The following is a 23,784-nucleotide window of genomic DNA, read 5'->3' as shown; positions in this document are numbered from 1 at the left end:
CAGAAAATAAATATGCCAAACCATTAAATTGAAAATACGTACGCGCCAGGACGATATAATTCATTACTTACAACCCTAATGAACTGGCCCTAGCGACAATCATCGCTACGCTTGTCGACACTTGAAACGCAAAACATATTATTAGCCAACGAAATTTAAGCCTATCTTGCATCCATTTAAGTGAGAGCAAAAGTAAAACTGGAGCGATAGCCTGAAATCCCATGAGTACCGGAACTGCAGGGCTACTAAAGACCCCAATCAAGAGTGCACCGGGAATCACTATACCAAAAAATATCAGGAAGCGAAGTGATCGAGCGTAATAGAAGCAACCCGCATAGGCCGCCCATATAAAAAATAGCCCCACCGCGCCAGGTAAACTCACCAAATTTTCTTGCACGAACTGATTTGCCAGTAGCGGATAGTCCTGAAAAAAGCTCGGAAAAGTAGCGATGTACCCATTATGTAAGCGGACCCAAAGCAAATCCACAATGGAAGCGCTTGAATCAAAGTTCTGAGCTATCAAGTCGGAAGGGATAGCCAGAATAATTCTGGACCATATAAACCAGGGAGCTACAACCAGAACGAAAGAGACGCCAAACGTGACCACCTTCTTTATGCGCACCGAAATATCACTTCCGGATAGAAATAAATACACTGCATAACTAAAAGCGAATACGATGGCATAAGGATGGGACAGGTAGCCTAGCGCGCTCAGTATGCCTGCAAGTACTAGGTTTCGTCGAAACCTAATTGCATGAGTTGCCATCAGCAAAAAAAATGCCGCCATCTCTTTAGGCCACGTAAACAACACTTGGGAAATGACGTAGGGGTTAATAATAAGAAGGATTAGACCTACCACCAAGTACACATTTGAAAGGCCAAACGACGCAAACAAAAGACCTGCAGCTACAACAAGCATGGCATTCAGTACTATCCCGACGACCAAAAAAGACCGAAAATACCTATCACTACCTAACCGACCCACGTCGGGCCAAAGAGTCCCTACGTAGGTAAATTTCGGCAGTTTGCCATACTGCTTAGGTGGGGGATCAAAGCTCGCTCCAAATGGAAGGGCGACAAGGGACATCAATATAGGACGATTCGAAAGCTCTTGGCCAGGCATAAGAGGCCGTTCTTCACTGAATTGAATATCTCTCAGTAGATACTGCTCAGCAAGATATGGAATGTAATTGTCAGCGGGTAGATTTCCGGTTATTACCTGTATCTTCACGTGAAGATCGTGATTTTTTATGACGTATGGACCATCGACCAACGTGTTTGGAAATTTTATTGGCGCATAAGTTATCAATAGGCACACAGCAACGATAAATACCCAAGCAGCAATTAGTATATTTGTAAGAAACCATCCGCCGGTTGAAAGAACTGAAAAGATCTTCACACGCCACAAGTAAATCCATGCGCTTATATTGCAGGCGATTAGCGTAGCAGCTGCGTTGAATTGATAAGACCAAGGCAGACATACAGTAATAATCCCCATGCATGCATGTATACCGACGCCACAAGCAATACCATATGCCAGAACCTCAACGCCATTAAGATTTGATGATTTTCCCGTAATTGCTAGAAAACATGCAACACCGACCCCAATGATTGATAACATCACTACCGCGGTTAACAAAATCACAAATGGTATCGAATCAAAGTAAATCGCCAAAGTGCTGTCCTCGGAACATGAATTTCTTTGCTGACTAATAAGAGTAGTCTAAATGCAAGTTATCTATTTATAACTAATGTCCACTCGCTAATGTCCGGTTGACTGTTGTGGCCCCGCAATACGTTAAACGAGATGTTCTTAGAAAATGGTGTCGTCCGTCGAACACGTGAAATCATTTGCTCCTGGATCAGCACTACTGGCACTGTGAAACCTGCCGCAGCATAGTCTCCGCGCGGCATTTGTAGGTATGGTCGCGCAGTGTTCGTTGCTGTGCCGCCTGAGCGATGGACAAGCATCGCTGCCGATCCCTAGTCATCTCCGCCATATGGCGGGTAAACTCCGCAACCGAATCGTAAAGTAAAAATTCAGAACCCGGTTGATAATAATCCATAATTTCAAGGCTTTCGACAAACATTGCCTGTGTTGTCCCCGCCATGGCCGCCTCAAAGGTCCGTGGCCCAGGTGTCGATGGTTCCAGTCTGAAGCGATCGTTGGCGTAATGAAAGTCGCGCCCCATGTTCAATGTTATCCAGGAGCGCGCGTAATGATCAGAGAGCTGAGCGTTTGGTAGGCGCGTATTTCTACAGAATGGCAATTCAGAGGCCGGCCAATCTGCTCCCAAGATAGTAGCGTCCATCTCCGCCAGCGGCTTGGCCAGATCTCGCAGCAAGCGAACTCGATTGGCAAACGCCACACCGCAAAAGAATACATTGACGTTTTTAGCAGTGACGTCAATTTTTCGGTAGTGAAACGTCTCGCTGGCCGCCAACGGCAAATGATAGGTGTTGGGATGATCGTAGTGCTCAGCGCACCAACGGTCATTACTGAATATGATATCCGCAACCCCACTCAACTTATAGTTGTAATCGAATTCATAGGGGTCATCATGAAGCCAGAACACCATTGGCGTACCGGTCTTATTGCAATAACTTCGGAGGTGAGAATAGTCGGCATCATCCGGCATACATGAACCAAAACAGACAACGAGTTCAGGCCGCACACCCCACGATTTTTCTGCTGCATATTCCAATGGCACGTTGTAAACCAGTTCAATTCCCTGCAATTGGGCGAAACCTTCGACAACATAACTACGAAGGACGGTATTGCGGTTCTGATTGTCGGGAGATGCGCCACAGACGAGGACTCTCGAAGGCATACTCACTTCGCTTCTCCCATTTGCTTTCCCCTAACCAAGGTCACTACTCGGATTAACGTCTTGATAACCCCATGCTTTCTGAAGAAGCGATACGCTCGCTGAAGCACACTGGCCTCCGGCGTAACTGAGAGTTGCGTCTTGTCATCTACGGTGATCCTGGCTGCAAGTGACACACTGGTCCAAGCCTGATCCACGAGAAGGATATCGAGATCCTTGATCGAGTTGCCACGCGACACCAAGGCCGACGCGGCAGTTGGCGTGAATGGCTGGGCTGGCAGCAAACGCTCGTATAACTTACCTAGCCAAAGCATATGCTCGTCGTATTCGACACCTAACTTTTTGTGAATATTGGATCGGGCATATTCGATCGTTTCACGATCTGATATCAAACGCCGAACCAGGGCCACAATAGCGCCCGCTTCACCAGCAGGTAGCTTGAATCCATTCAAACCGTCAGTAACGCGCTCACCAAGTGCCCCAATGTCCGACACAATCGGAACCAGTCCAGCATTCCAGGCTTCCGACAGGCTGATGCAGTAGGTTTCCGGCCAGAGGGAAAAATGCATGGACATCGAGTAGCCCACCATGATCCGCGGCAAAGTACCGGGTGCGTAAGCACCGTGGACGTGCACGTTGGGAATCTCAAGCGCATCGAAAATTTCGTTATAAGGTTCAGCGACCTTTCCGAATATCGTGAACTCTACGTCATCGGCACGCAGCTGATTTAACGCATGGACCAGCTGGTCGCCACCCTTGTTATGTGTGAAATTACCGAGGATGGCGATTCGCAGCGTTCCTTCCTTAGAGTGATCGGCTCCTTTGGCACGTACTTCCGTGGCATCCTCGTCCAACGGCATCGGGACGCCAAGGATTTCAATTCTCGTATCACCATCAAGCAGCGGATACATCCTGCGGTAGAGTTCAGCCACGCCCTTTGTATTGGCGTGTAATACGTCTATCGCCAGTAGCATCCTGCCAAAAAAAGCCCGCCGCCGGGCCTGACTTCCCGCTGCACTACCTTGCGATGCATTCAGGCAGACATCGCAAGTTGCAGGCGGCAGTTCTGAAATATTGCAATACCTTCCGCGATAGTCCAGCAAATTAAATCGCGCGCAGACAGAATAGTAGTCGTGCAGGCTAAGCACTGATCGAATACCCAGTGAAGACGGAATGAATCCAAGCGAAGGCACATGTCCGATCAAATGTTGAAAGTGCACCACCTCAATTTCATAGTGACGCAACAAACGCGAAAACAGTTCTTCACGCTCTGGACAAGAAAGCAAGGCCTCATCGATCCTAGAATTGCAGTCGAAGCTCTCAAGTACCTGCATGTTTTCGTCCAGCATGAGATAGCGCATACCCGCGGGTTGCACTGACCTGTCTGGAACGTAGAACATGATCTCGAACCGGCCCTTGAGCGCCTGGCGAATGGACTCCTGGTAGACCTCCACCCCGCCGTATGGCTCAACCCCAAGGATGTTGTGCGACACGATCAGCAGCCGACTGCGGCCTCGTGGGGCCGCAAGCTTCCACGTGCAATCCTCTGCAGCAATATCTTCAAGCGACGCCAACAGGCTTGCAACGCGATTGGCGTATAGATGTTCGGCAAGTGCTCTTTGCTGTGCGCTGCGCGCGATCCGTAGCCGATCCTGCGGATGCGTGAGGTAATAGCCCAGCCTGTCTACACAATCTCTGACGCCGTCAAAACTAATAAATTCCTTACCCTCTTGGAAGTAAGCACCAACCCGGATATCCGCAATGGAGGTATCCACCAATTGAAACCCACCAGCGAGCGCGACCTCAAAAAAGCGGGGTCCCGGAGTGAGTGCAACCCGGTCGTTACCTGATGAAGAGAAGTCCCGATGCAGTGTCAGGACAGAACGGCTTCGGTTCGCAAATTTCGCGAACTCGCTATTCGGGGTGCGCCAATCGTATTCGCTTTTGCACATACCCAGCTTCGGTTCGGGAATGTGGGGATTAGCCGGAAGCGCAAGCTTCAGGTTGATGCCTGGGATCGCGGCTTTGAGCTCAGCCAGAAATTCTGATCGATTTGGCCACGCAGTACCGGCGAAAAAGAGATCATAAAAATAGTGGCCATCGTCATGCTCAGGAACACCATGAAAATGAAAGTGTTCATCAGATGCAAACGGCAGATGACGCCCTTTCCCACCATAGGCGTCCACGCTCCCAGCATCGTTTGTGAACACCAGATCGAATAAATCAGCGTTTTGCATATTGACACTGCGCTCGTAAGGATCTTCGGTCACCCAGAGCACGCTATGACGGCACACCTGAGTTACCCGCTCGATGATTGCCCGGTCCAGTTCCTCACCATCGAACGCAATAAATAGATCGCACGCTTCCGCCTGCGCGTCGCGTATCGCAGTGGCGTAGCTGGACTTGATGACGCTACCTACTCGATCGCTTTGGCGCAGAGCCCTGGCGATGGCCAAGCAAATGTAGTGATTCGGATTGCTCCGCTTAGTATCGAGTAGCAGTACTGTCCTTGGTTTCATCGAACATTCCAGTTTTTTTGTTTGAGTTTCTATTGAGACACAACCACAAGATCTTGATGGTCGCCTAGATTTTGCGCTGACGAGTCCTAAATGGCGACGTCAGTCGCCAGCTAAGTGACTTCTTCATTTTCTCGACCTCAAGTTCCACTTGATGAGCCGACATAGTAACCCGCTCCAACTCGCTGTTTTTTAGCACCAGCAACTCGGATAGACGCGACAGATCAGATCGTATCTGGTCAACCACGGACAGAACGTCTGCGGTGCGGGCCAATTCGCCCTGCAACTGCCTCACGAGCGCGGTGCACTCGTCAGCCTTCGTAGCCGCAGTCGCCAGCTCGATATTTCGCTGGACTTCTTTCTGGTAGTTGGCCTGCAACTGATCCACGCTTGTAGCCAGCTCGGCAGCCCTCCCTGCAGCAGCGGACAACTCGATATTTCGCTGGACTTCTTTCTGGTAGTTTGCCTGCAGCTGCTCCACGCTTGTGGCCAACTCGGCAGCCCTCGCTGCACCAGCAGACAGCTCGCTATTCCTCTGGACTTCTTTTCGGTAGATCTCAAGCTGCTCGTCAAGCTTCAACTCCAATGCCAGACAAGAATCCTTCAGCGCAGCATTCTCTGCTACCAACGAACCATTGGCCAAATTAGTCTCATTGAGCAGTCCAGCAAGCCGCCCCTGCTCCCGTGCAAGGGTGCCGATATCGATGTTCGACGTAATCAGTCGACCCATCTGATCGAAAAGCCGGTTGATCAGTACTGTCTCCTCTGAGTCCTTGGCGCGGCACAAATGCAACAACGCCTCAGGCTGCTCATTCCCAACCAAGAGCACGCCTAACCCATGCGTATGCGTGAATTCGAAGGACGGATAGCGAGAAGCCAATTCTGACCAGTACCGCCAGACTCCAAACTCACGCTCACGCACATTGACATCGTGGAATAGAACAACAGCTCTCTTGGAGAGCTTTGGCGCCCAAGTCTCAAAATCGCTTCGGACTGCCTCGTATGTATGCATTCCATCGATGTGCAACAAATCGATGCTGCGCTCATCGAAATACTGGACGGCGTCGTCAAAAGGCATTTTCAACAGTCGTGAGAAATCCGCGTAATTCCGCTGGTGGTAATCAAGCAAATTCAGATAGACGTCCTCACCGTACTCCCCGGAGTGCTTGTCTCCTTTCCAAGAGTCAACAGCAAAGCACTTCGTCTGCACGGCGCATCGCTGGATTGCCTGGCAGAATGCCAAATAGGATGCTCCGCGATAAGTGCCCAATTCAACAAAAATGCCGGGGCGCATCTCTTCCACCAACCAACCCGCAAAAGGAATGTGTCCAAGCCACGCACTTTCGGGCGTGCTTTGCGGTGTCATGAACATAGTGTTGTTAATTGGAAAGTTTAACATCGCCTCTCTCTTTTCAACCAATTTTTGGGACGCCGGTTGTCAACACGCTTTGGGAATGAATGCTTCTATGAAGGCATCGATGTCGTCGTTGCATAGCAAATGCTGACGCATATGAATTTCTTCTACTGTCCAGTCCCACCAACGAATGGCAAGAAGGGCCGCTATCTGGCCTTCCGTAAAGCGCCTCTTTAAAATTCTCGCCGGATTCCCCCCCACGATCGTATAGGGCATTACGTCGCGGGTAACAACGGCCCGCGCTCCGATGATGGCTCCATCACCGACGGTTACGCCCGAAAGCACACAGGCACCGTGGCCAATCCATACATCATTACCTATACGAGTAGGTCCTTTACTGGCGGGGTGGCCGTCCAATCCGGCTAACGCATTACCGAATGCTATTCGCAGTGGAAACGTGGTTACCCAATCGCTTCGGTGCTCGCCCCCCCCAAAAATAACCACTTCGTCGGCGATAGAACAAAAGGACCCGATACTCAGCGTGTCGTTTTCCCCCCAAACCTTTAAAGAGGGATTCCCGTATGTGAAACGACCAATTGAAATTCGGTGATCGTTACTCACCAACGAATCGATATGACTCTTGCGCGCCTCGTCCATTAGTCACCTATCTTGCGCATGTCAACTCGCTCGAAAGGAATGCCCACTAGACCATAGCGGAGCGAAGGAGAGGAAACTTTTATAATCAATGCGTCATGCAACCAATGATGCTGGGTATTCGTCAAGGGATCTCCTTCGGCAATGGAGACAGTCATTGAATAATCGCCATTTGGAAGCAATGGCAAATAGAAAACAAACTCTGACTCAAGCTTCTCCCCAGCCTTCACATGAAGCGGCGGCTGCACATGGGTGAAGGTGTGCTCGCCAAACAGTGACTGCCCAAGACTATCTTTGACGAAGAACCCAAGAATAGGGCTTTTCATCTCTCGATGTATTTCAGCGCTGATACGTAGAAGTACGCGTTCCCCTCCATAAAAATGCGAGCGGTCCGGATCGCTCATGTTGGTCAATTGAACTGACGAAATACTGGCCACTCCCGACTGCCACCCATCCGAGTTTGCAATATTATCGAAAAGCTCCAACCTCACTTCCTCGATGGGCTTGGCTGGCATGAACGATGTTTTACGATCTGAGCGCTCGCGACGCTCAAGACTCTGCAACTTGACCTCGTCGCCATAGCTTTCCTGAGCACAGTATTCTATGTAAGCCTGAGTAACTTCCTGAGCTGAGGATTGAAGCCGGATATGCCCGTTGTCAAGCCACAGCGCTGATTGACAAAAACTTAGCACAGAACCGGTATCATGACTAACAAAAAGTAGTGTTCCACGTTCACGAAATGAGCGTAAAAATCGCATACACTTTTGAACAAAAACAGCGTCGCCCACAGCCAATGCTTCGTCAATAACCATTACATCCGCATCAACGTGCGCTATAACGGCAAAAGCCAATCGAACGTACATGCCACTTGAGTAAAGCTTGACAGGATGGTCGATAAATGTGCCTATGTCTGCAAAGGCAAGAATTCGATCGTACCTCTCATCTATTTGATCCTTCGTAAGTCCGAGAATCATTGCACTGAGATACACGTTTTCCCGCCCCGTGAATTCAGGATTGAATCCCGCCCCAAGTTCCAGGAGAGCAGCCACGCGTCCATAAACTTTGACATGCCCCGAGGTTGGATTAAGAGTGCCGCAAATAATTTGAAGTAGAGTGGACTTTCCTGAGCCATTTCGGCCAATAATACCAACGGTATCCCCTCTCCGCACTTCAAAGGAGATATTTTTCAGCGCCCAAAATTCCTGGAAATACTTCCGCGGGGAAAGACCTGTGACGCTACGTAAGCGAGGTAAAATTGCCTGTTTTAGTCGATCATGTGGCTGATCATAAACTTGGTAGCATTTTGAGACACTAGCAACTTGAATTGCAAATTCAGCCATTTGTTTGCCTTTGTACTTGAATAATATGTAATCGCTATACGACGTCGGCGAAACCGCGTCGAGTGAGCTGAAACCAAAGATACCCAAGGTAGGCGAAAATAATGCTTCCAATAAAGTATTCCAGCAAACCAATCCAGTCCGGAGGCAACCCCCAAAGGAGTACGTTTCGCGACTGCTCAATCATAAATGTGAGTGGATTTAGATAGATTATTTTTTGCAATTTTAGAGGTAATGAAGAAATCGGGTAAAGAGCAGGACTCATGAAAAGCATTACCGTGGCTATAATGCCTGTAACCTGACTCAGGTCTCTATAATAGACCCCTAGAGCTGCAAAGAATGCCGTGAATCCGTAAGCGAGAATAACGATCGGGAAGATTACGAGTGGAAAATAGAAGACCGTCAATGGGATGTGTCCCATAAAAAGATATTGAACACACAACAAAACCAAAAGCGTAATTACCATGTGAAAAAATGATGAAGCAACGGCCGACCAATTAAGTATCTCTAGTGGAAAAATTACTTTTTTGACGTAGCTCGCGTTGGATAAAATGAGCATCGGGCCGCGGCTTATGCACTCGGTGAGAAACCCATGAACCATGATACCGACGAACAAGATGACCGCAAATTCAGATCGATCACCTCCTACAGAGGTTCCCCATCTCGCTTTCATTACGTAAGAAAAAACAAAAGTATATACGGCGAGCATGAGGAGCGGGTTAAAGAATGACCAAGCTAGACCCGCAATTGAACCACGATATCGGCCGATTACTTCACGCTTCGCCAATTGATAAATTAGTTTCCGATGTTTTCTGAAGCTATCTATTGCCGACATTGGAGACAGTGAATTTTCCATTAAGTTATCTTCCTTGTTATTTTAGGTACTGCGGTGGATGCTAGCGCCCGCGATAACTCTAGGTATAAATCTTCGATGTTCTCCACCCCCACCGACAACCGCACCAGCCCGTCGCTGATCCCCAGCCGCTTGCGGTTCGCCGCCGGCACCGAGGCGTGGGTCATGATCGCCGGGTGCTCGATCAGGCTCTCGACGCCACCGAGCGACTCGGCCAGTGCAAACAGTTCGCAACGCTCCAGCATCTTGCGTGCTTTCTTGAGCCCGCCCTTCACCTGCACGCTGATGATGCCGCCGAACCCATCCATCTGCCGCTTGGCCAGTGCATGCTGCGGGTGGCTCTTCAGTCCCGGATAAATCACGCGCTCGATCGCCGGATGCTTTTCCAGCCACTTGGCCAGTTCCAGCGCGCTCTCGCAGTGCGCCTTCATGCGCAGGTGCAGGGTCTTGAGGCCACGCATGGCGAGGAAGGCGTCGAACGGACCGGCGATGGCACCGACCGAGTTCTGCAGGAAGCCCATCTGCTCGGCCAGTTCCCTGGTGCCGGCGACCACGATGCCGCCGACCATGTCCGAGTGTCCGTTGAGGTACTTGGTGGCCGAATGCAGCACCAGGTCCGCGCCGAACTCCAGGGGGCGCTGCAGCATCGGGGAACAGAAGGTGTTGTCCACCACCAGGATCAGACCGTGTTTTTTTGCGAACGCGGCGACCTTGGCCAGGTTCACCAGCTTCAGCATCGGGTTGGTCGGCGTTTCGGCCCAGATCATTTTGGTGTTGGGCTTGAGCGCGGCCTTCATTGCGGCGCTGTCGTTGAGGTCGACGAAGCTGAAATCCAGCCCGGCCGAGCGCCGGCGAACTTTCTCGAACAGGCGGTAGGTGCCGCCGTAGAGGTCGTCCATGGCGATCACGTGGCTGCCCGAATCGAGCAGGTCCAGCACGGTGGATGCCGCTGCCAGCCCGGATCCGAACGCGAAGCCGGCCACGCCGCCTTCCAGATCCGCCACGCAGCGCTCGTAGGCCATGCGCGTCGGATTCTGCGTGCGCGAGTACTCGTATCCCTGGTGCTTGCCCGGGCTGCTCTGCACGTAGGTGGAGGTGGCGTAGATCGGCGTCATGATGGCGCCGGTGCTGGGGTCGGGATGTTGTCCGGCATGGATGGCCCTTGTTCCCAGGCCCAGGCTCGAAGACTTCGACTGCTTGCTCATGACTGTCCTTTCAGGGCCGGCAGGGGACCCGGCGTATCAGCAAACGGGCATGTTACCTGCAGTCCTGCGGTTTCTTGATCTCCAGCTGCGCTGTTTGTTCATGAACGTTGTTCATGAACGAACGCAAGTTGCTGTCGAGTTGCGGATACAGGAGGGTCGCAGCATGAGTCCATCCTGGTTCGTCGGCACCCATGCCGAGTACGACCGGGTCGATGCTGCTACCGTGGAGAAGCCATGGACATCCAACCCATCGGCAACGCGAAAGGCTAGATGATCGGGTGCATGTGCTGATCCATCGTCGCGGCCAGTCGGCGAAATTCATTCATGCTCATGCTTTGCTCACTCAAACAGCGTGACCGCAGTGGCCAGCACTTCATCCAGAATCGCCGCCGGCAACGTGTCCACCTTGCGACCGCTGCGGGCGGCCAGATCAAGCACGCGGGGTTGGTCGCATCGCACGACGCCGGTTGTCTTGATGCCGCTAATCGGCACGGCAAAGCCGACACGGCGGGCAAAGTCGCCGCCGTTGGTAATTGGCAGGATCACAGGGCATTGCGTCAGCCGGTTGAAGGCATCCGGGGACACGACCAACACGGGCCGATGGCCGCGCTGTTCGTGTCCCATCGTCGGTTCCAGATCGACCAGGTAGATATCGCCGCGCTTCATCAAAGCAGCTCTTTTCCGACCGCTGGGGCGTCGATCCATTCGCGTTCTTCCGCCGGCAGCGGATACATGCCGGCGGCTTCGGCTTCGGCCAGCAGCTCGGCCAGCGCGTAGCGCGGCCGCGACTGCGCCTCGACCACCAAGCGGCCGTTATCGACGGCCAAGCCAACCGTCGCCCCGGCTTGCAGGTGCAGTTGTTCAAGAAACGCGGGCGGGATGGCCAACATGATCGAGCCGCCGACCTTGCGCAGATTCGTTGTATGCACGATCCACCTTCAACCAATCAAGTTATATCAAAGTATAACTACATTGCCGCGTGTCGCGACCTCTGCCCTGAAACCTGTCCAGCATAGGCATGCTTGATAGACAAAATAGCCATTAAGGATTGCTTGTCCATTTTGGCTTGTCGGCGTAGGGTGGACATGCTGGGACAAGCCCACTGCGTCCCGCGCACCACCGATGAGGATGCCGTCATGACCGCCCACACCCCGCTGGACCGCCTGCCGACGATGGCCAGCAGCGACGCCAAGAACGGCTTTGCCGCGCTGTTGGAACGCGTGTTGCGCAAGCCCGAGCCGGTGGTGATCACCCGCCATGCACGGCCTGCCGCGGTGATGCTGTCGATCGAGGCCTATGAGCGGCTGGTCGAGGCCGTGCCCGATCCTCTGGCCCAGCTGGCGGCCGAGTTCGACGCGCTGGTGGCGCGTATGCAGACGCCGGCGGCGAAATCCGCGGTGGACGCGCTGTTCACGGCGACACCCGGGCAGTTGGGTGAGGCGGCCGTGCGCGGTGCCGGGCGGCCGGGCCACTGATGGCGCGGATCTGATGGCACGGATCACCGTGCTGGCCGGGACCAACGGCGCCGGGAAGAGCAGCATCGCCGGGCAGGCGCTGCGCCAGGCGGGCGGCGCCTACTTCAACCCGGATGAGGCCACCCGCCAAATCCTGGCCGCCAACCCCGCCCCGACCGAGGGTGCGGCCAACGCACTCGCGTGGCAGGAGAATCTGCGGCGCCTGCACGCGGCGATCGCCGACCGTGCCGACTACACGTTCGAGACCACGCTGGGTGGACAGACCGTCACCGGCTTGCTGCTGGCGGCAGCCGCTGCCGGACACGAGCTGGTGATCTGGTACTGCGGGCTGGACAGTCCCGAGCGGCACCTGGCCCGTGTGGCGGCGAGGGTCGCCGGCGGCGGCCATGACATCCCCGCGGCCAAGGTGCGCAAACGGTACGAGACCAGTCGCGCCAACCTGGTCCGACTGATACCCCATGCGACCATGCTGCGCGTCTACGACAACAGCGCCGAAGCCGATCCGGCGACCGGACAACAGCCCTCGCCCTGGCTCGTGCTCGAGATATTGCGTGGCACGCTGAGCTATCCGCGCAGCGCGGCGGAGCTTGCCTCGACCCCCTCCTGGGCCAGGCCGCTGGTCGCCCGCGCCTTCCAAGGGTAGTCCGCCGCACCGCGGTCAGGGGCGCTGTTGTGGGAGCGACTTCAGTCGCGACGCTCTGACTCGGTGGTTGGGAAGGTCGGGGCATCCCTTGGTTGCCGGGCGATGAACAGGCATCATTCGGCGGTTGCCGGTTTCGATGCTGCCCGGCTCCTCTCCGCCAACCATGGACGTATTGATGAACCATCCATCCACCGGGCTCAAGACCCTGCTGGTGACCGGCGGCGCCGGTTTCATCGGCGCCAATTTCGTGCTGCAGGCGATCGCCGATGGCCTGCGTGTGGTGAACCTGGACAAGCTCACCTACGCCGGCAACCTCGACACGCTGGCCTCGCTGCAGGGCCAGGCCCACCACGTGTTCGTGCAGGGTGACATCGGCGACCGCGCGCTGGTTGAACGCCTGCTGGCCGAGCACCGACCCGACGCGATCGTGAATTTCGCGGCCGAATCGCACGTGGATCGCTCGATCGACGGCCCTGCGGAGTTCGTGCAGACCAACGTGGTGGGCACGCTGGGCCTGCTGGAATCCGTGCGCGATTACTGGCGCAGCCTGGAAGGCAGCGCGCGCGACACGTTCCGCTTCCTGCATGTGTCCACCGACGAGGTCTACGGCTCGCTCGGTGCCGAGGGCAAGTTCACCGAGACCACGCCGTACGCGCCGAACTCGCCCTACTCCGCCTCCAAGGCGGCCTCCGACCACCTTGTTCGGGCGTTCCATCACACCTACGGCCTACCGGTACTCACCACCAACTGCTCGAACAACTACGGGCCGTACCAGTTCCCCGAGAAGTTGATCCCGCTGGTGATCCAGAAGGCGCTGGCCGGCGAGCCGCTGCCGGTCTACGGCGACGGCCTGAATATCCGCGACTGGCTGTTCGTGGGCGACCACTGCAGCGCCATCCGTCGGGTGCTCGATGCCGGCCGCGTGGGCGAAACCTACACCGTGGGCGGCAACGCCGAGCGCACCAACATCACCGTGGTGAAGACCATCTGCGCGCTGCTGGACGAGCGCCGCCCGCTGGCCGATGGCCGCCAGCGCGAGTCGTTGATCACTTACGTCAAGGACCGCCCCGGGCACGACCGCCGCTACGCCATCGACGCCAGCAAGCTGGAGCACGAGCTCGGCTGGAAACCGTCGCAGACCTTCGAGAGCGGCATCGCGCAGACGGTGGACTGGTACCTCGACCATCAGCCCTGGGTGCAGCGCGTGCTGGACGGCAGCTACCGCATGGAGCGACTGGGCTCATGAGCATGAAGCGCAAGGGCATCATCCTCGCCGGCGGCTCCGGCACCCGGCTCTACCCGATCACCCAGGCGGTGAGCAAGCAGCTGCTGCCGGTGTACGACAAGCCGATGATCTACTACCCGCTGGCCACGCTGATGCTGGCCGGCATCCGCGACGTGCTGATCATCAACACGCCGCACGAGCAGGCGTTGTTCCAGCGACTGCTGGGCGACGGCTCGCAATGGGGCCTCAACCTGCAATACGCCGTGCAGCCCTCGCCGGACGGCCTCGCGCAGGCGTTCCTGATCGGCCGCGACTTCATCGGCGGCGACCCGAGCTGCCTGGTGCTGGGCGACAACATCTTCTACGGCCACGGGCTCACCGACAGCCTCCAGCGCGCGGCGGCGCGCGGGCACGGCGCCACCGTGTTCGGCTACTGGGTGAAGGATCCGCAGCGCTACGGCGTGGCGGAGTTCGACGCCGCCGGTCGCGTGATCGGGCTGGAGGAAAAGCCGGCCAACCCGAAGTCGCCCTACGCCGTCACCGGCCTGTATTTCTATGACGAACGCGTGTGCGACTACGCCGCCGCGCTCAAGCCGTCGCCGCGCGGCGAGCTGGAAATCACCGATCTCAACCGCTGCTATCTGGACGATGGCTCGCTGCATCTGGAACAGCTCGGCCGCGGCTTTGCGTGGCTCGACACCGGCACGCATGAATCGCTGATGGAAGCGGGCAACTACATCGAGACGATCGAGAACCGCCAGGGCCTGAAGGTCTGCTGCCCCGAAGAGATCGCCCACCTGCACGGCTGGATCGACGATGCTCAGCTGCTGAAGCTCGCCGAGCCGCTCGCCAAGACCGGCTACGGCCAATACCTGCGCAAGCTGGTCGAGGAAGGGCACGCCCGATGAAGGTGATCGAGACGCGCCTGCCGGGCGCGATGGTGATCGAACCGCAGGTGTTCGGCGACGCGCGCGGCTTCTTCTACGAGAGCTACCACGAGGCGAAGTACCGCGAGGCGGGCATCGACCGGCGCTTCGTGCAATCCAACGTCTCGCGCTCGGCGCGCGGCGTGCTGCGCGGCCTGCATTACCAGTGGCCGAATCCGCAGGGCAAGCTGGTGAGCGTGCTGGAGGGCGAGGTGTACGACGTGGCCGTGGACATCCGCCGCGGCTCGCCCACCTTCGGACAGTGGGCCGGCGTCATGCTCACGGCGCAGAACCACCGCCACTTCTGGATCCCGGAAGGCTTCGCCCACGGCTTCTGCGTGCTCTCCGACTACGCGACCTTCACCTACCAGTGCACGGCGCTCTACGACGCCAAGGCGGATGCGGGAATCCTGTGGAACGATGCCGAGATCGGCATCGACTGGCCGCTCGCCGAGCCGCTGCTCTCAGGCAAGGATGAGAAAGCCCCCCTGCTGCGCGACGTGCCCGCCGAGCGCCTTCCGGTACTGGGTGCATGAAGATCCTGCTGCTGGGCGCGAATGGCCAGCTTGGCCGCAGCTTCGTGGAGGACGGTCGCCTGGCGCGGTTCGGCGAGCTGCGCACGGCAAGCCGTGACGGCCGACGCTTCGACGGTGCATCCATCGACACCGCCGACCTGGCGGCGCCGGACTCGCTCCAATCCCTGCTGGACGCCCGGTGCCCCGACCTGATCGTCAACGCCGCGGCGTATACCGCCGTCGACCGCGCCGAGCAGGAGGAGGCCCTGGCCACGCGCGTGAACGGCGAGGCGGTGGGGGTCATCGGCCGATGGTCGGCCGCGCGCGGTGCGCTGGTGGTGCATTACTCCACCGACTACGTTTTCGACGGCGGCGCACGCTCGCCCTACCGCACCGACGATCCAACCGGCCCGCTCGGTGCCTACGGACGAAGCAAGCTGGCCGGCGAACAGGCGCTGGCTGCCAGCGGGGCGCATCATCTGATCTTTCGCACGGCCTGGGTCTATGCCGCGCACGGCCAAAATTTCCTGCGCACCATGCTGCGCCTCGGCGGCGAGCGCGACGTGCTGAACGTGGTGGCGGATCAATCCGGCGCCCCCACCAGCACCGAGGTCATCGTCGAGGGCACGCTGGCCGCGCTCGCGGCGTGGAAGACGGCCGACGCCGAGACGCGCCGGACCATGCAGGGCATCCATCATCTGGTCGCCAGCGGCACGACCACCTGGCACGGTTTCGCCGAAGTGATCTTCGCGGCCGCCCACCGGCGCGGCCTGCTGGCACGGGTGCCCGAAGTGCGCGCGATCAGCACCGCCGAGTTTCCCACCCCGGCACGACGGCCGGCCTGGTCGGTGCTGTCGAACCAGGACATGCTCACGCACTTCGGCTACGCGGCCCCGGCATGGCAGGCCGCGCTCGATCGCGTGATGGATCGGCTCGCCGGTCGCTGATGGGCCGGCGCGGCAACTGTATTCGAGGGTAAGGTCATGGAACCCCTCTCCCTGCGGGAGAGGGGTTGGGGTGAGGGTTCGGACGAAGCGGCAAGCCACACCCCGCCAGGGGCACACATCGCGCGGCGGCCGAACCCTCATCCGTCGCTGCGCGCCACCTTCTCCCGGGGGGAGAAGGATACGTCTGCCGCAGTTCGACGCTGATCGGGTTCTCGCTTGACCAGCCACTCGCCCGTTGACAGCCGCGGGGACGACGGCCTCGGGATTCTCGTTGTTTGATCGCGGTTCCGGATGCGCGAGAATCCCCGAACCATTCGCCCGCGTCCGCAACGTCCGCGCCGCCTCGCCAGGATATCTACACCATGCTCACCCCCCTCATTCTCAGCGGCGGCAGCGGCACGCGCCTGTGGCCGGTGTCGCGGCGCAACCTGCCCAAGCAGTTCCTGGCGCTGGCCGGCGATGGCACGCTGTTCGGGCAGACGATCCGCCGGACCCGCGGCCTGCCCGACGTCACCGCGCCGATCGTGGTGGCCAGCGAGGACCACCGTTTCCTCGCTGCCGAGCAACTGCTCGAAGCGGGCATCGAGGGGGCTGCGATCATCCTGGAGCCGCTGGCCCGCAACACCGCGCCAGCGATCGCCCTGGGCGCCCTTCGTGCCGTGGAGACCGATCCGGACGCCATCGTGCTGGTGCTGCCGGCCGACCATCTGGTCGGTGACGACGGCCAGTTCGTGGAGGCCGTCACCCGGGCGCTGCCGCTGGCCCGGGCCGGCTGGCTGGCGACGTTCGGCATCCGCCCCGCCCGCCCGGAAACCGGCTTCGGCTACATCCGCCGCGGCGATGCGCTGCCCGAAGGCGGCTTTCGGGTGGAGCGCTTCGTGGAGAAGCCCGATCTGGCCACCGCCGAGGCCTACCTGGCCGATGGCGGCTACGACTGGAACTCGGGCATGTTCCTGTTCCGCGCCGCGCGTTATCTGGAAGAGCTGGAGCTGCATGCGCCGGGCATGCTGGCCGCCGTGCGCGAGGCCTACGGCTTGGCGCGCCGGGATCTGGATTTCCTGCGCGTGGATGCCGCGCTGTTCGCCGCCGTGCCGGACAACTCGATCGACTACGCGGTGATGGAGAAGACGCAGCGCGCCGCGGTGCTGCCGGTGGACTTTGGCTGGAGCGACATCGGCTCGTGGTCGGCGCTGTGGATGGTGGGCCCGCGTGATGCCGGCGGCAACGTGCGCGAGGGCGACACGCTCGCCGTCGATACGCGCGACTGCCTGCTGCGCTCGCACGAGCGGCACCTCATCGCCACGGTGGGCGTGGACAACCTGATCGTCGTCTCCACGCCCGATGCCACCCTGGTCGCGCATCGCGATGCGGCCCAGGACGTCAAGAAAATCGTCGACCAGCTGAAGGCCTCCGGCCGCAGCGAGCATTCGCTGCACCGCGTCGTGCGCCGCCCCTGGGGCAGCTACGACTCGCTGGAGGCGGCCGACCGCTTCCAGGTCAAGCGCATCGTGGTGAAGCCCGGCGCGTCCCTGAGCCTGCAGAAGCACCACCACCGCGCCGAGCACTGGATCGTGGTCTCGGGCACCGCCGAAGTGACCTGCGACGAGAAGGTGTTCCTGCTCGGCGAGAACCAGAGCACCTACATTCCGCTGGGCAGCGTCCACCGCCTGCGCAACCCGGGCAAGGTGCCGCTGGAGCTGATCGAGGTGCAGTCGGGCAGCTATCTCGGCGAGGACGACATCGTGCGCTTCGACGACGTGTACGGGCGCGCCTGAGCTGCCAGCGCTTCACGCGCTGACGCTTCACAGCAGGGTGCGCCCCTACCAGGAGGATCAGCTTGTAGGAGCGCACCCTGTGCGCGACCCGCCTTGTACCTTGGCTCCCACGCTAGCGGACGCAATGGCCGCTTATGCGTCCCCGTGCAGAATGAGCCCCTCAAGCTCTGCGGTCCTCTCGCGCATCAGCGCCTCGTCACCGCGCGATTCCACGTTGAGCCGCAGCAGCGGCTCGGTGTTGGATGAGCGCAGATTGAAGCGCCAGTGCGCAAAGGCGACGCTGACGCCGTCCACATGCTCGATCTGCGGCTGCTGCGGCTCGTAGAAGCGCATCACGCGCGCGACGGCCGCAGCGGCGTCCTCGACCCGGAAGTTGATCTCGCCGCTGCACGGACAGGCCTGCATGCGCTCCTCCAGCATGGCGGCCAGGGGGATGCCGGTGGAGCCGATGCGTTCGGCGACCAGCAGCCACGGAATCATGCCCGAGTCGCAATAGGCGAAATCTCGGAAGTAGTGATGCGCGCTCATCTCGCCGCCGTACACCGCGTCCTCGGCGCGCATGCGCTCCTTGATGAAGGCGTGGCCGGTCTTGCTCTCGATCGCCACGCCGCCGGCCGCCTGCACCATGTCGATGGTGTTCCAGGTGAGTCGCGGGTCGTGGATGATCTTGGCGCCGGGATGCTTTTCCAGCAGCTGCGCCGCCAGCAGGCCGACGATGTAGTAGCCCTCGATGAAGCGCCCGGCCGCGTCGAACAGGAAGCAGCGATCGAAGTCGCCGTCCCAGGCGATGCCGAGGTCCGCGCCGCTTTCGACCACGGCGCGGGCGGTCGCCGCGCGGTTCTCCGGCAGCAGCGGGTTGGGGATGCCGCTGGGGAACGTCCCGTCCGGTTCGTGGTGGATGCGCACGAACTCGAACGGCAGGTGCGGCGCCAGCAGGTCGAGCACCGCGCCGGCACCGCCGTTGCCGGCATTCACCACGATCTTCAGCGGCCGCAGGCGACCGGTGTCGACATAGCCCAGCAGATGCGCGATGTAGGCCGACTTGTCGTGGTCGCGCATGAGCTTGCCCGCGGGCACGACGGGCGCGGCGAAGGCGTTCGCCTCGACCTTGCGCTCGATGTCGCGCAGGCCGGTGTCGCCGCTGATCGGCCGTGCGCCCTCGCGCACCAGCTTCATGCCGTTGTAGTCGATCGGGTTGTGGCTGGCGGTCACCATGATGCCGCCGGCCGCGCCGCGGTGGGCGGTCTGGAAGTAGACCTCCTCGGTGCCGCAAAGACCGATGTCGATGACGTCGCAGCCGCCGTCGTTGAGACCGCGGCTGACCGCCTCGGCCAGCGCCGGACTGTCCAGCCGCACGTCGTAGCCGACCACCACGGAGCCGACACCGACCGTCTCGGCGAAGGCGCGGCCGATGCGGTAGGCGATGTCGGCATTCAACTCGTCCGGGAGGCGCCCGCGGATGTCATAGGCCTTGAAACACTTCATGCGGTTTTCGCTCCTTCGTGTTGTCGTTTCCGCAGCGGCTCAACCCCGGCGCAGATGCCGCACGTGCCGCCATATATAGAGCGCGATGCCCAGCACGATCAGCGCGCCGATCAGCGCATCGAAGCGGTGGAAATACACGCCCAGCGTATTCCAGTGCTCGCCGAGCTTGAGCCCGATCCAGGCCAGCCCCCAGCACCAGATCAGCGAGCCGAGAAAGGTGTAGACGGTGAAGCGCCACAGCGACATGCGCGCCACGCCGGCGGGAAACGCGATGAAGGTGCGCACCACCGGCAGCAGCCGACCGACGAAGATGGTGATGTCGCCGTGGCGCTGGAACCAGCGGTCGGCCATGTCCAGGTCATGCTGCGAGACCAGCAGGTAACGCCCGTAGCGCTCGGCCAGCGGCCGACCGCCCCACGCGCCGACCGCGTAGGCCAGCCAGGAGCCGAGCACGCAACCCACGGCACCGGCCACGGCCACCATCCACAGCACCAGTTCGCCGCGCGAGACCAGGTAGCCCGAGAAGGGCATGATGATCTCCGACGGCAGCGGCACGCAGGCGCTCTCGATCGCCATCAGCAGCGCGATGCCGGCGTATTGCAGGCGCGAGATCACCGCGATGACGAAGCCGGCGAGCGCGGCGATCAGTTTTTCGATCATGGGGCGGGCCTGCCTATTCCACCGTCACCGATTTGGCGAGATTGCGCGGCTGGTCGACGTCGGTGCCGCGCAGCACGGCCACGTGGTAGGCGAGCAGCTGCAGTGGGATGGTGAACACGGCCGGCGCGATGAACTCGCCCACCGGATCGAGGCGCAGCGCCACGCCGTGGCCGGTCTCGGCGTCCATGCCGGCATCGCCGGCGGCGAACACGATCAGTTCGCCACCGCGCGCCTTCACTTCCTGCAGGTTGGACTTGAGCTTGTCCAGCAGCGGGCCGTTCGGCGCCACCGCCACCACCGGCATCTCTTCGTCGACCAGCGCCAGCGGGCCGTGCTTGAGCTCGCCGGCCGGGTAGGCCTCGGCGTGAATGTAGGAGATTTCCTTGAGCTTGAGCGAGCCCTCCAGCGCCACCGGATACTGCGCGCCGCGGCCGAGGAACAGCGCATGCTGGCGATGGATGAAGCGCGCCGACAGTTCGATTACTTGCGGCTCCAGCGCCAGTGCACGCTCGATGGCGCGCGGCAGTGAGAGCAGCTGCTGGCAGAGGTCGGCGTGGCGTGCGGCATCCAGCCCGCGCTGCTGCGCCAGCTGCAGCGTGAGCAGGGCCAGCGCGGTGAGCTGGGTGGTGAAGGCCTTGGTCGAGGCCACGCCGATCTCCGGGCCGGCCCGGGTCATCAGCTTGAGGTCGGCCTCGCGCACCACCGAGGACTCCGGCACGTTGCAGATCGCCAGCGTGCCGAGGTAACCGCGCCGGCGCGATTCGCGCATCGCCGCGAGCGTGTCGGCGGTCTCGCCGGACTGGGAAATGGCCACGAACAGCGTGTTCGCCGGCACCACCACGTCGCGGTAGCGGTATTCGCTGGCCACCTCGACGCTGACCGGCAGGCGGGCGAATTCCTCGATCCAGTAACGCGCCACCATGCCGGCGTGGTAGCTGGTGCCGCAGGCGACGATGTGGATGCCCTGCACTTTCGCCAGCAACTCGTCGCCGCCCACGCCGAAGATGTTCGGCAACACGCCGTGCGGACCGATGCGCGACTCCAGCGTGTCGGCCACGGCGCGCGGCTGCTCGAAGATTTCCTTCTGCATGTAGTGGCGGTATTCGCCGCGCTCCACCGCATCGCTGGACAGCTCGCTCTCGTGCACCGCGCGCTCGACCGGCGCGCCGGCGATGTCGAAGATCTGCACGCGTTCGCGGGTGATCTCAACGACGTCGTTCTCTTCCAGGTAGATCATCCGGTTGGTGACCTGGATCAACGCCTGCGCGTCGGAGCCCAGGAAGTGCTCGCCGATGCCCATGCCCACCAGCAGCGGTGCGCCGCGGCGCGCCCCCACCACGTGGCCGGGCTCGTCGCGGCTGATCACCGCGATGGCGTAGGCACCCTCCAGCTCGCGCACCACGGCGAGCACGGCATCGCGCAGGCTGCCGCCCCGATCGAGCCGCGCCTCGATCAGGGCGGCGATCACCTCGGTGTCGGTCTCGGAGGTGAACACGTGTCCGGCCGCCTGCAGCTCGGCGCGCAGCGGCGCGTAATTCTCGATGATGCCGTTGTGCACCAGCGCCACGCGGCCGGCCGTATGCGGATGGGCGTTGGCCTCGCTCGGCACGCCGTGGGTGGCCCAGCGGGTGTGCGCGATGCCGGTGCCGCCCGGCAGCGGGGCGGCCAGGTACAGCGACTCCATCTCGCGCACCTTGCCCTTGGCGCGCACGCGCTGGATCTCGCCACCGTCGAGCACGGCCAGGCCGGCCGAGTCGTAGCCGCGGTATTCCAGCGCCTTGAGGCCGGCGATCAGCAGGGGCGCCACGTCACGCTGGGCCGCGGCTGCAACGATTCCACACATGTTCTGGTGTCCTTCTTAGAGAGACCGGGCGCCACCACCCGCGATGCCGCGGCATGCTGGCAACCCATCATTCCAACGCCCTTTCATGGCGCGGCCGTGGCCCGTTTCGGACCGGCGGCGGGCCGCCGCACTCAGGGCACGCGTCGGCGCAGGTAGTTGAGCAGGTCGATCCGCGTGATCAGGCCCATGAAGCGCTCCCCATCCATCACGATCGCCACCAGGCCGCGCTCGAACACCGGCAGCAGTGCCTCGATCGGCGAGCGCATGTCGATCTTCTGCAGCGTGGTGATCATGGCGGTGGATACCGACTCGCGGAAACGCGACTGGTCGGCGTGCACGTGCATCAGCACGTCCGACTCATCCAGGATGCCCACCAGCTGCAGGCCGTCCATCACCGGCAATTGCGACACGTCGTAGAGCTTCATGCGGGTGTAGGCGGTCATCAGCAGCTCGTTCGGCCCCACCACGATGGTGTCGCGCTGGGCGAACGGGCGCAGCAGCAGGTCGCGCAGGTCGCCGTGCTGCTCGCGCTCCAGGAAGCCGTTATCAAGCATCCAGTAGTCGTTGTACATCTTCGACAGGTACTTGTTGCCGGTGTCGCAGACGATCGACACCACCCGCTTGGGCGCGGTCTGCTCGCGGCAATACCTGAGCGCCGCGGCCAGCAGCGTGCCGGTGGACGACCCGCCGAGGATGCCCTCTTTCGCCAGCAGCTCGCGCCCGGCCAGGAAGCTCTCCCGGTCGGAGATCGCGTAGGCCTTGCTGACCCGCGAGAAGTCGCTGATGACGGGCAGGAAATCCTCGCCGATGCCCTCGACCATCCAGCTGCCGGACTTCTCCGACAGCGTGCCCTCGTTGATGTACTGGGCGAGGATCGAACCCACCGGATCGGCCAGGATCAGCTCGGTGTGCGGCGAATGCTCGGCGAAGTAGCGCGACAGTCCGGTCATGGTGCCGGACGAGCCGCAGCCGAACACGATGGCGTCGACGCGGCCGTCCATCTGCTCGAGGATCTCCGGACCGGTGGTCTCGTAGTGCGCGCGCGGATTGTCGGGGTTGCCGAACTGGTTGATGAAACAGGCGCCGGGCGTTTCGCGGGCGATCCGCTCAGCCATGTCCTGGTAGTACTCGGGATGGCCCTTGGCCACGTCCGAGCGGGTCAGCACCACTTCGGCGCCCATCGCCTTGAGGTTGAAGATCTTCTCGCGGCTCATCTTGTCCGGCACCACCAGGATCAGCTTGTAGCCCTTCTGCTGGGCGACCAGCGCCAGGCCGATGCCGGTGTTGCCGGCGGTGCCTTCGACCAGGGTGGCGCCCGGACGGATCCTGCCGGCCTTTTCGGCGCCCTCGATCATCGACAGGCCGATGCGGTCCTTGATCGAGCCGCCCGGATTGGCGCTCTCCAGCTTGAGGAACAGCTCGCACACCCCGGCGTCCAGGCGGTTGGCGCGCACCATGGGCGTGTGGCCGATCAGATCGAGGACGCTGTGGTGAACCGGCATGGAAACTCCGTTGGGCGGGAAAGAAGCCATCGGCGCGCGAA

Annotated in this window: 21 protein-coding genes; 7 read left to right on the top strand and 14 right to left on the bottom strand. The window is 60.0% G+C overall.

Features of this window, described 5'->3' with window-relative positions; translation table 11 throughout:
• Positions 1 to 67: 67 nt before the first annotated feature.
• From ACO2Q2_RS13090 to ACO2Q2_RS13045, 10 genes are all read right to left on the bottom strand, one after another.
• Positions 68 to 1,675 (bottom strand): hypothetical protein, encoded by a 1,608-nt coding sequence (locus ACO2Q2_RS13090; RefSeq protein WP_423256223.1) that lies wholly within the window; start codon positions 1,673 to 1,675, stop codon positions 68 to 70.
• Positions 1,676 to 1,868: 193 nt separating this feature from the next.
• Positions 1,869 to 2,831: a CgeB family protein gene (locus tag ACO2Q2_RS13085; protein WP_423256257.1), complete on the bottom strand. Its 963-nt coding sequence runs from the start codon at positions 2,829 to 2,831 to the stop codon at positions 1,869 to 1,871.
• 2 nt (positions 2,832 to 2,833) lie between these two features.
• Positions 2,834 to 5,347 carry a glycosyltransferase family protein gene (locus tag ACO2Q2_RS13080; protein ID WP_423256222.1) on the bottom strand — a complete coding sequence of 838 codons (2,514 nt, stop codon included), beginning with the start codon at positions 5,345 to 5,347 and terminating at the stop codon, positions 2,834 to 2,836.
• A gap of 64 nt (positions 5,348 to 5,411) precedes the next feature.
• Complete coding sequence (locus tag ACO2Q2_RS13075; RefSeq protein WP_423256221.1) at positions 5,412 to 6,743, bottom strand: class I SAM-dependent methyltransferase; 1,332 nt, start codon at positions 6,741 to 6,743, stop codon at positions 5,412 to 5,414.
• 39 nt (positions 6,744 to 6,782) lie between these two features.
• Positions 6,783 to 7,355: a CatB-related O-acetyltransferase gene (locus ACO2Q2_RS13070; protein ID WP_423256220.1), complete on the bottom strand. Its 573-nt coding sequence runs from the start codon at positions 7,353 to 7,355 to the stop codon at positions 6,783 to 6,785.
• The gene (locus tag ACO2Q2_RS13065; RefSeq protein WP_423256219.1) at positions 7,355 to 8,692 is read right to left on the bottom strand and encodes an ABC transporter ATP-binding protein; all 1,338 of its coding nucleotides are present in this window, start codon (positions 8,690 to 8,692) and stop codon (positions 7,355 to 7,357) included. Before ACO2Q2_RS13065 ends, ACO2Q2_RS13070 begins: the two co-directional genes overlap by 1 nt.
• A gap of 34 nt (positions 8,693 to 8,726) precedes the next feature.
• A complete protein-coding gene (locus ACO2Q2_RS13060) occupies positions 8,727 to 9,545 on the bottom strand; it encodes an ABC transporter permease (RefSeq protein ID WP_423256218.1) in 819 nt (272 codons plus the stop codon).
• Positions 9,545 to 10,747: a cystathionine gamma-synthase gene (locus ACO2Q2_RS13055; protein ID WP_423256217.1), complete on the bottom strand. Its 1,203-nt coding sequence runs from the start codon at positions 10,745 to 10,747 to the stop codon at positions 9,545 to 9,547. Before ACO2Q2_RS13055 ends, ACO2Q2_RS13060 begins: the two co-directional genes overlap by 1 nt.
• Positions 10,748 to 11,086: 339 nt before the next feature.
• Positions 11,087 to 11,413: a type II toxin-antitoxin system PemK/MazF family toxin gene (locus tag ACO2Q2_RS13050; RefSeq protein ID WP_423256216.1), complete on the bottom strand. Its 327-nt coding sequence runs from the start codon at positions 11,411 to 11,413 to the stop codon at positions 11,087 to 11,089.
• Positions 11,413 to 11,676, bottom strand: coding sequence for an AbrB/MazE/SpoVT family DNA-binding domain-containing protein (locus ACO2Q2_RS13045; protein ID WP_423256215.1), 264 nt, complete (start codon positions 11,674 to 11,676; stop codon positions 11,413 to 11,415). Before ACO2Q2_RS13045 ends, ACO2Q2_RS13050 begins: the two co-directional genes overlap by 1 nt.
• A 207-nt stretch (positions 11,677 to 11,883) precedes the next feature.
• On the opposite strand from ACO2Q2_RS13045, the gene ACO2Q2_RS13040 reads away from it, so the two are divergent.
• The 7 genes from ACO2Q2_RS13040 (at position 11,884) to ACO2Q2_RS13010 (ending at position 18,253) form a co-directional block, all read left to right on the top strand.
• Positions 11,884 to 12,222: a type II toxin-antitoxin system Phd/YefM family antitoxin gene (locus ACO2Q2_RS13040; RefSeq protein ID WP_423256214.1), complete on the top strand. Its 339-nt coding sequence runs from the start codon at positions 11,884 to 11,886 to the stop codon at positions 12,220 to 12,222.
• A gap of 13 nt (positions 12,223 to 12,235) precedes the next feature.
• Complete coding sequence (locus tag ACO2Q2_RS13035) at positions 12,236 to 12,865, top strand: AAA family ATPase (RefSeq protein ID WP_423256213.1); 630 nt, start codon at positions 12,236 to 12,238, stop codon at positions 12,863 to 12,865.
• Between the two features lie 175 nt (positions 12,866 to 13,040).
• Complete coding sequence (rfbB, locus tag ACO2Q2_RS13030; protein ID WP_423256212.1) at positions 13,041 to 14,111, top strand: dTDP-glucose 4,6-dehydratase; 1,071 nt, start codon at positions 13,041 to 13,043, stop codon at positions 14,109 to 14,111.
• On the top strand, positions 14,108 to 14,998 hold the full coding sequence (rfbA, locus tag ACO2Q2_RS13025; RefSeq protein WP_423256211.1) for a glucose-1-phosphate thymidylyltransferase RfbA: 891 nt from the start codon (positions 14,108 to 14,110) through the stop codon (positions 14,996 to 14,998). Before rfbB ends, rfbA begins: the two co-directional genes overlap by 4 nt.
• Complete coding sequence (rfbC, locus tag ACO2Q2_RS13020) at positions 14,995 to 15,552, top strand: dTDP-4-dehydrorhamnose 3,5-epimerase (protein WP_423256210.1); 558 nt, start codon at positions 14,995 to 14,997, stop codon at positions 15,550 to 15,552. Before rfbA ends, rfbC begins: the two co-directional genes overlap by 4 nt.
• The gene (rfbD, locus tag ACO2Q2_RS13015; RefSeq protein WP_423256209.1) at positions 15,549 to 16,478 is read left to right on the top strand and encodes a dTDP-4-dehydrorhamnose reductase; all 930 of its coding nucleotides are present in this window, start codon (positions 15,549 to 15,551) and stop codon (positions 16,476 to 16,478) included. The genes rfbC and rfbD overlap by 4 nt, the downstream gene beginning before the upstream one ends.
• 362 nt (positions 16,479 to 16,840) lie before the next feature.
• Positions 16,841 to 18,253, top strand: a complete 1,413-nt coding sequence (locus ACO2Q2_RS13010; RefSeq protein WP_423256208.1) for a mannose-1-phosphate guanylyltransferase/mannose-6-phosphate isomerase — start codon at positions 16,841 to 16,843, stop codon at positions 18,251 to 18,253.
• Between the two features lie 132 nt (positions 18,254 to 18,385).
• On the opposite strand, the gene ACO2Q2_RS13005 is transcribed toward ACO2Q2_RS13010, so the two are convergent.
• From ACO2Q2_RS13005 to ACO2Q2_RS12990, 4 genes are all read right to left on the bottom strand, one after another.
• Positions 18,386 to 19,738, bottom strand: coding sequence for a phosphomannomutase (locus ACO2Q2_RS13005; protein ID WP_423256207.1), 1,353 nt, complete (start codon positions 19,736 to 19,738; stop codon positions 18,386 to 18,388).
• A 39-nt stretch (positions 19,739 to 19,777) separates the two neighbouring features.
• Entirely contained in the window at positions 19,778 to 20,398 is a 621-nt protein-coding gene (locus ACO2Q2_RS13000) for a DedA family protein (RefSeq protein ID WP_423256206.1), read from the bottom strand.
• A 13-nt stretch (positions 20,399 to 20,411) separates the two neighbouring features.
• On the bottom strand, positions 20,412 to 22,241 hold the full coding sequence (gene glmS, locus ACO2Q2_RS12995) for a glutamine--fructose-6-phosphate transaminase (isomerizing) (RefSeq protein WP_423256205.1): 1,830 nt from the start codon (positions 22,239 to 22,241) through the stop codon (positions 20,412 to 20,414).
• 131 nt (positions 22,242 to 22,372) lie between these two features.
• The gene (locus ACO2Q2_RS12990; protein WP_423256204.1) at positions 22,373 to 23,743 is read right to left on the bottom strand and encodes a pyridoxal-phosphate dependent enzyme; all 1,371 of its coding nucleotides are present in this window, start codon (positions 23,741 to 23,743) and stop codon (positions 22,373 to 22,375) included.
• Between the last annotated feature and the right edge of the window lie 41 nt (positions 23,744 to 23,784).

The sequence above is a fragment of the Dyella sp. KRB-257 genome, assembly GCF_049445995.1.
Classification (GTDB): domain Bacteria; phylum Pseudomonadota; class Gammaproteobacteria; order Xanthomonadales; family Rhodanobacteraceae; genus Dyella_A.
Note: the sequence above shows the minus strand (reverse complement) of the source record. Positions and strands in the feature narration are given on the sequence as shown.

Excerpts from the sequence above, each read along its gene's own strand:
- ACO2Q2_RS13080 (WP_423256222.1), bottom strand. The coding sequence starts at position 5,347 with ATGAAACCAAGGACAGTACTGCTACTCGATACTAAGCGGAGCAATCCG.
- ACO2Q2_RS13050 (WP_423256216.1), bottom strand. The coding sequence starts at position 11,413 with ATGAAGCGCGGCGATATCTACCTGGTCGATCTGGAACCGACGATGGGA.
- ACO2Q2_RS13005 (WP_423256207.1), bottom strand. The coding sequence starts at position 19,738 with ATGAAGTGTTTCAAGGCCTATGACATCCGCGGGCGCCTCCCGGACGAG.
- ACO2Q2_RS13060 (WP_423256218.1), bottom strand. The coding sequence starts at position 9,545 with ATGGAAAATTCACTGTCTCCAATGTCGGCAATAGATAGCTTCAGAAAA.
- ACO2Q2_RS13065 (WP_423256219.1), bottom strand. The coding sequence starts at position 8,692 with ATGGCTGAATTTGCAATTCAAGTTGCTAGTGTCTCAAAATGCTACCAA.
- ACO2Q2_RS13000 (WP_423256206.1), bottom strand. The coding sequence starts at position 20,398 with ATGATCGAAAAACTGATCGCCGCGCTCGCCGGCTTCGTCATCGCGGTG.
- glmS (WP_423256205.1), bottom strand. The coding sequence starts at position 22,241 with ATGTGTGGAATCGTTGCAGCCGCGGCCCAGCGTGACGTGGCGCCCCTG.
- rfbB (WP_423256212.1), top strand. The coding sequence starts at position 13,041 with ATGAACCATCCATCCACCGGGCTCAAGACCCTGCTGGTGACCGGCGGC.
- rfbA (WP_423256211.1), top strand. The coding sequence starts at position 14,108 with ATGAGCATGAAGCGCAAGGGCATCATCCTCGCCGGCGGCTCCGGCACC.
- ACO2Q2_RS13075 (WP_423256221.1), bottom strand. The coding sequence starts at position 6,743 with ATGTTAAACTTTCCAATTAACAACACTATGTTCATGACACCGCAAAGC.
- rfbD (WP_423256209.1), top strand. The coding sequence starts at position 15,549 with ATGAAGATCCTGCTGCTGGGCGCGAATGGCCAGCTTGGCCGCAGCTTC.
- ACO2Q2_RS13035 (WP_423256213.1), top strand. The coding sequence starts at position 12,236 with ATGGCACGGATCACCGTGCTGGCCGGGACCAACGGCGCCGGGAAGAGC.
- ACO2Q2_RS13085 (WP_423256257.1), bottom strand. The coding sequence starts at position 2,831 with ATGCCTTCGAGAGTCCTCGTCTGTGGCGCATCTCCCGACAATCAGAAC.
- ACO2Q2_RS12990 (WP_423256204.1), bottom strand. The coding sequence starts at position 23,743 with ATGCCGGTTCACCACAGCGTCCTCGATCTGATCGGCCACACGCCCATG.
- rfbC (WP_423256210.1), top strand. The coding sequence starts at position 14,995 with ATGAAGGTGATCGAGACGCGCCTGCCGGGCGCGATGGTGATCGAACCG.
- ACO2Q2_RS13010 (WP_423256208.1), top strand. The coding sequence starts at position 16,841 with ATGCTCACCCCCCTCATTCTCAGCGGCGGCAGCGGCACGCGCCTGTGG.
- ACO2Q2_RS13055 (WP_423256217.1), bottom strand. The coding sequence starts at position 10,747 with ATGAGCAAGCAGTCGAAGTCTTCGAGCCTGGGCCTGGGAACAAGGGCC.
- ACO2Q2_RS13040 (WP_423256214.1), top strand. The coding sequence starts at position 11,884 with ATGACCGCCCACACCCCGCTGGACCGCCTGCCGACGATGGCCAGCAGC.
- ACO2Q2_RS13070 (WP_423256220.1), bottom strand. The coding sequence starts at position 7,355 with ATGGACGAGGCGCGCAAGAGTCATATCGATTCGTTGGTGAGTAACGAT.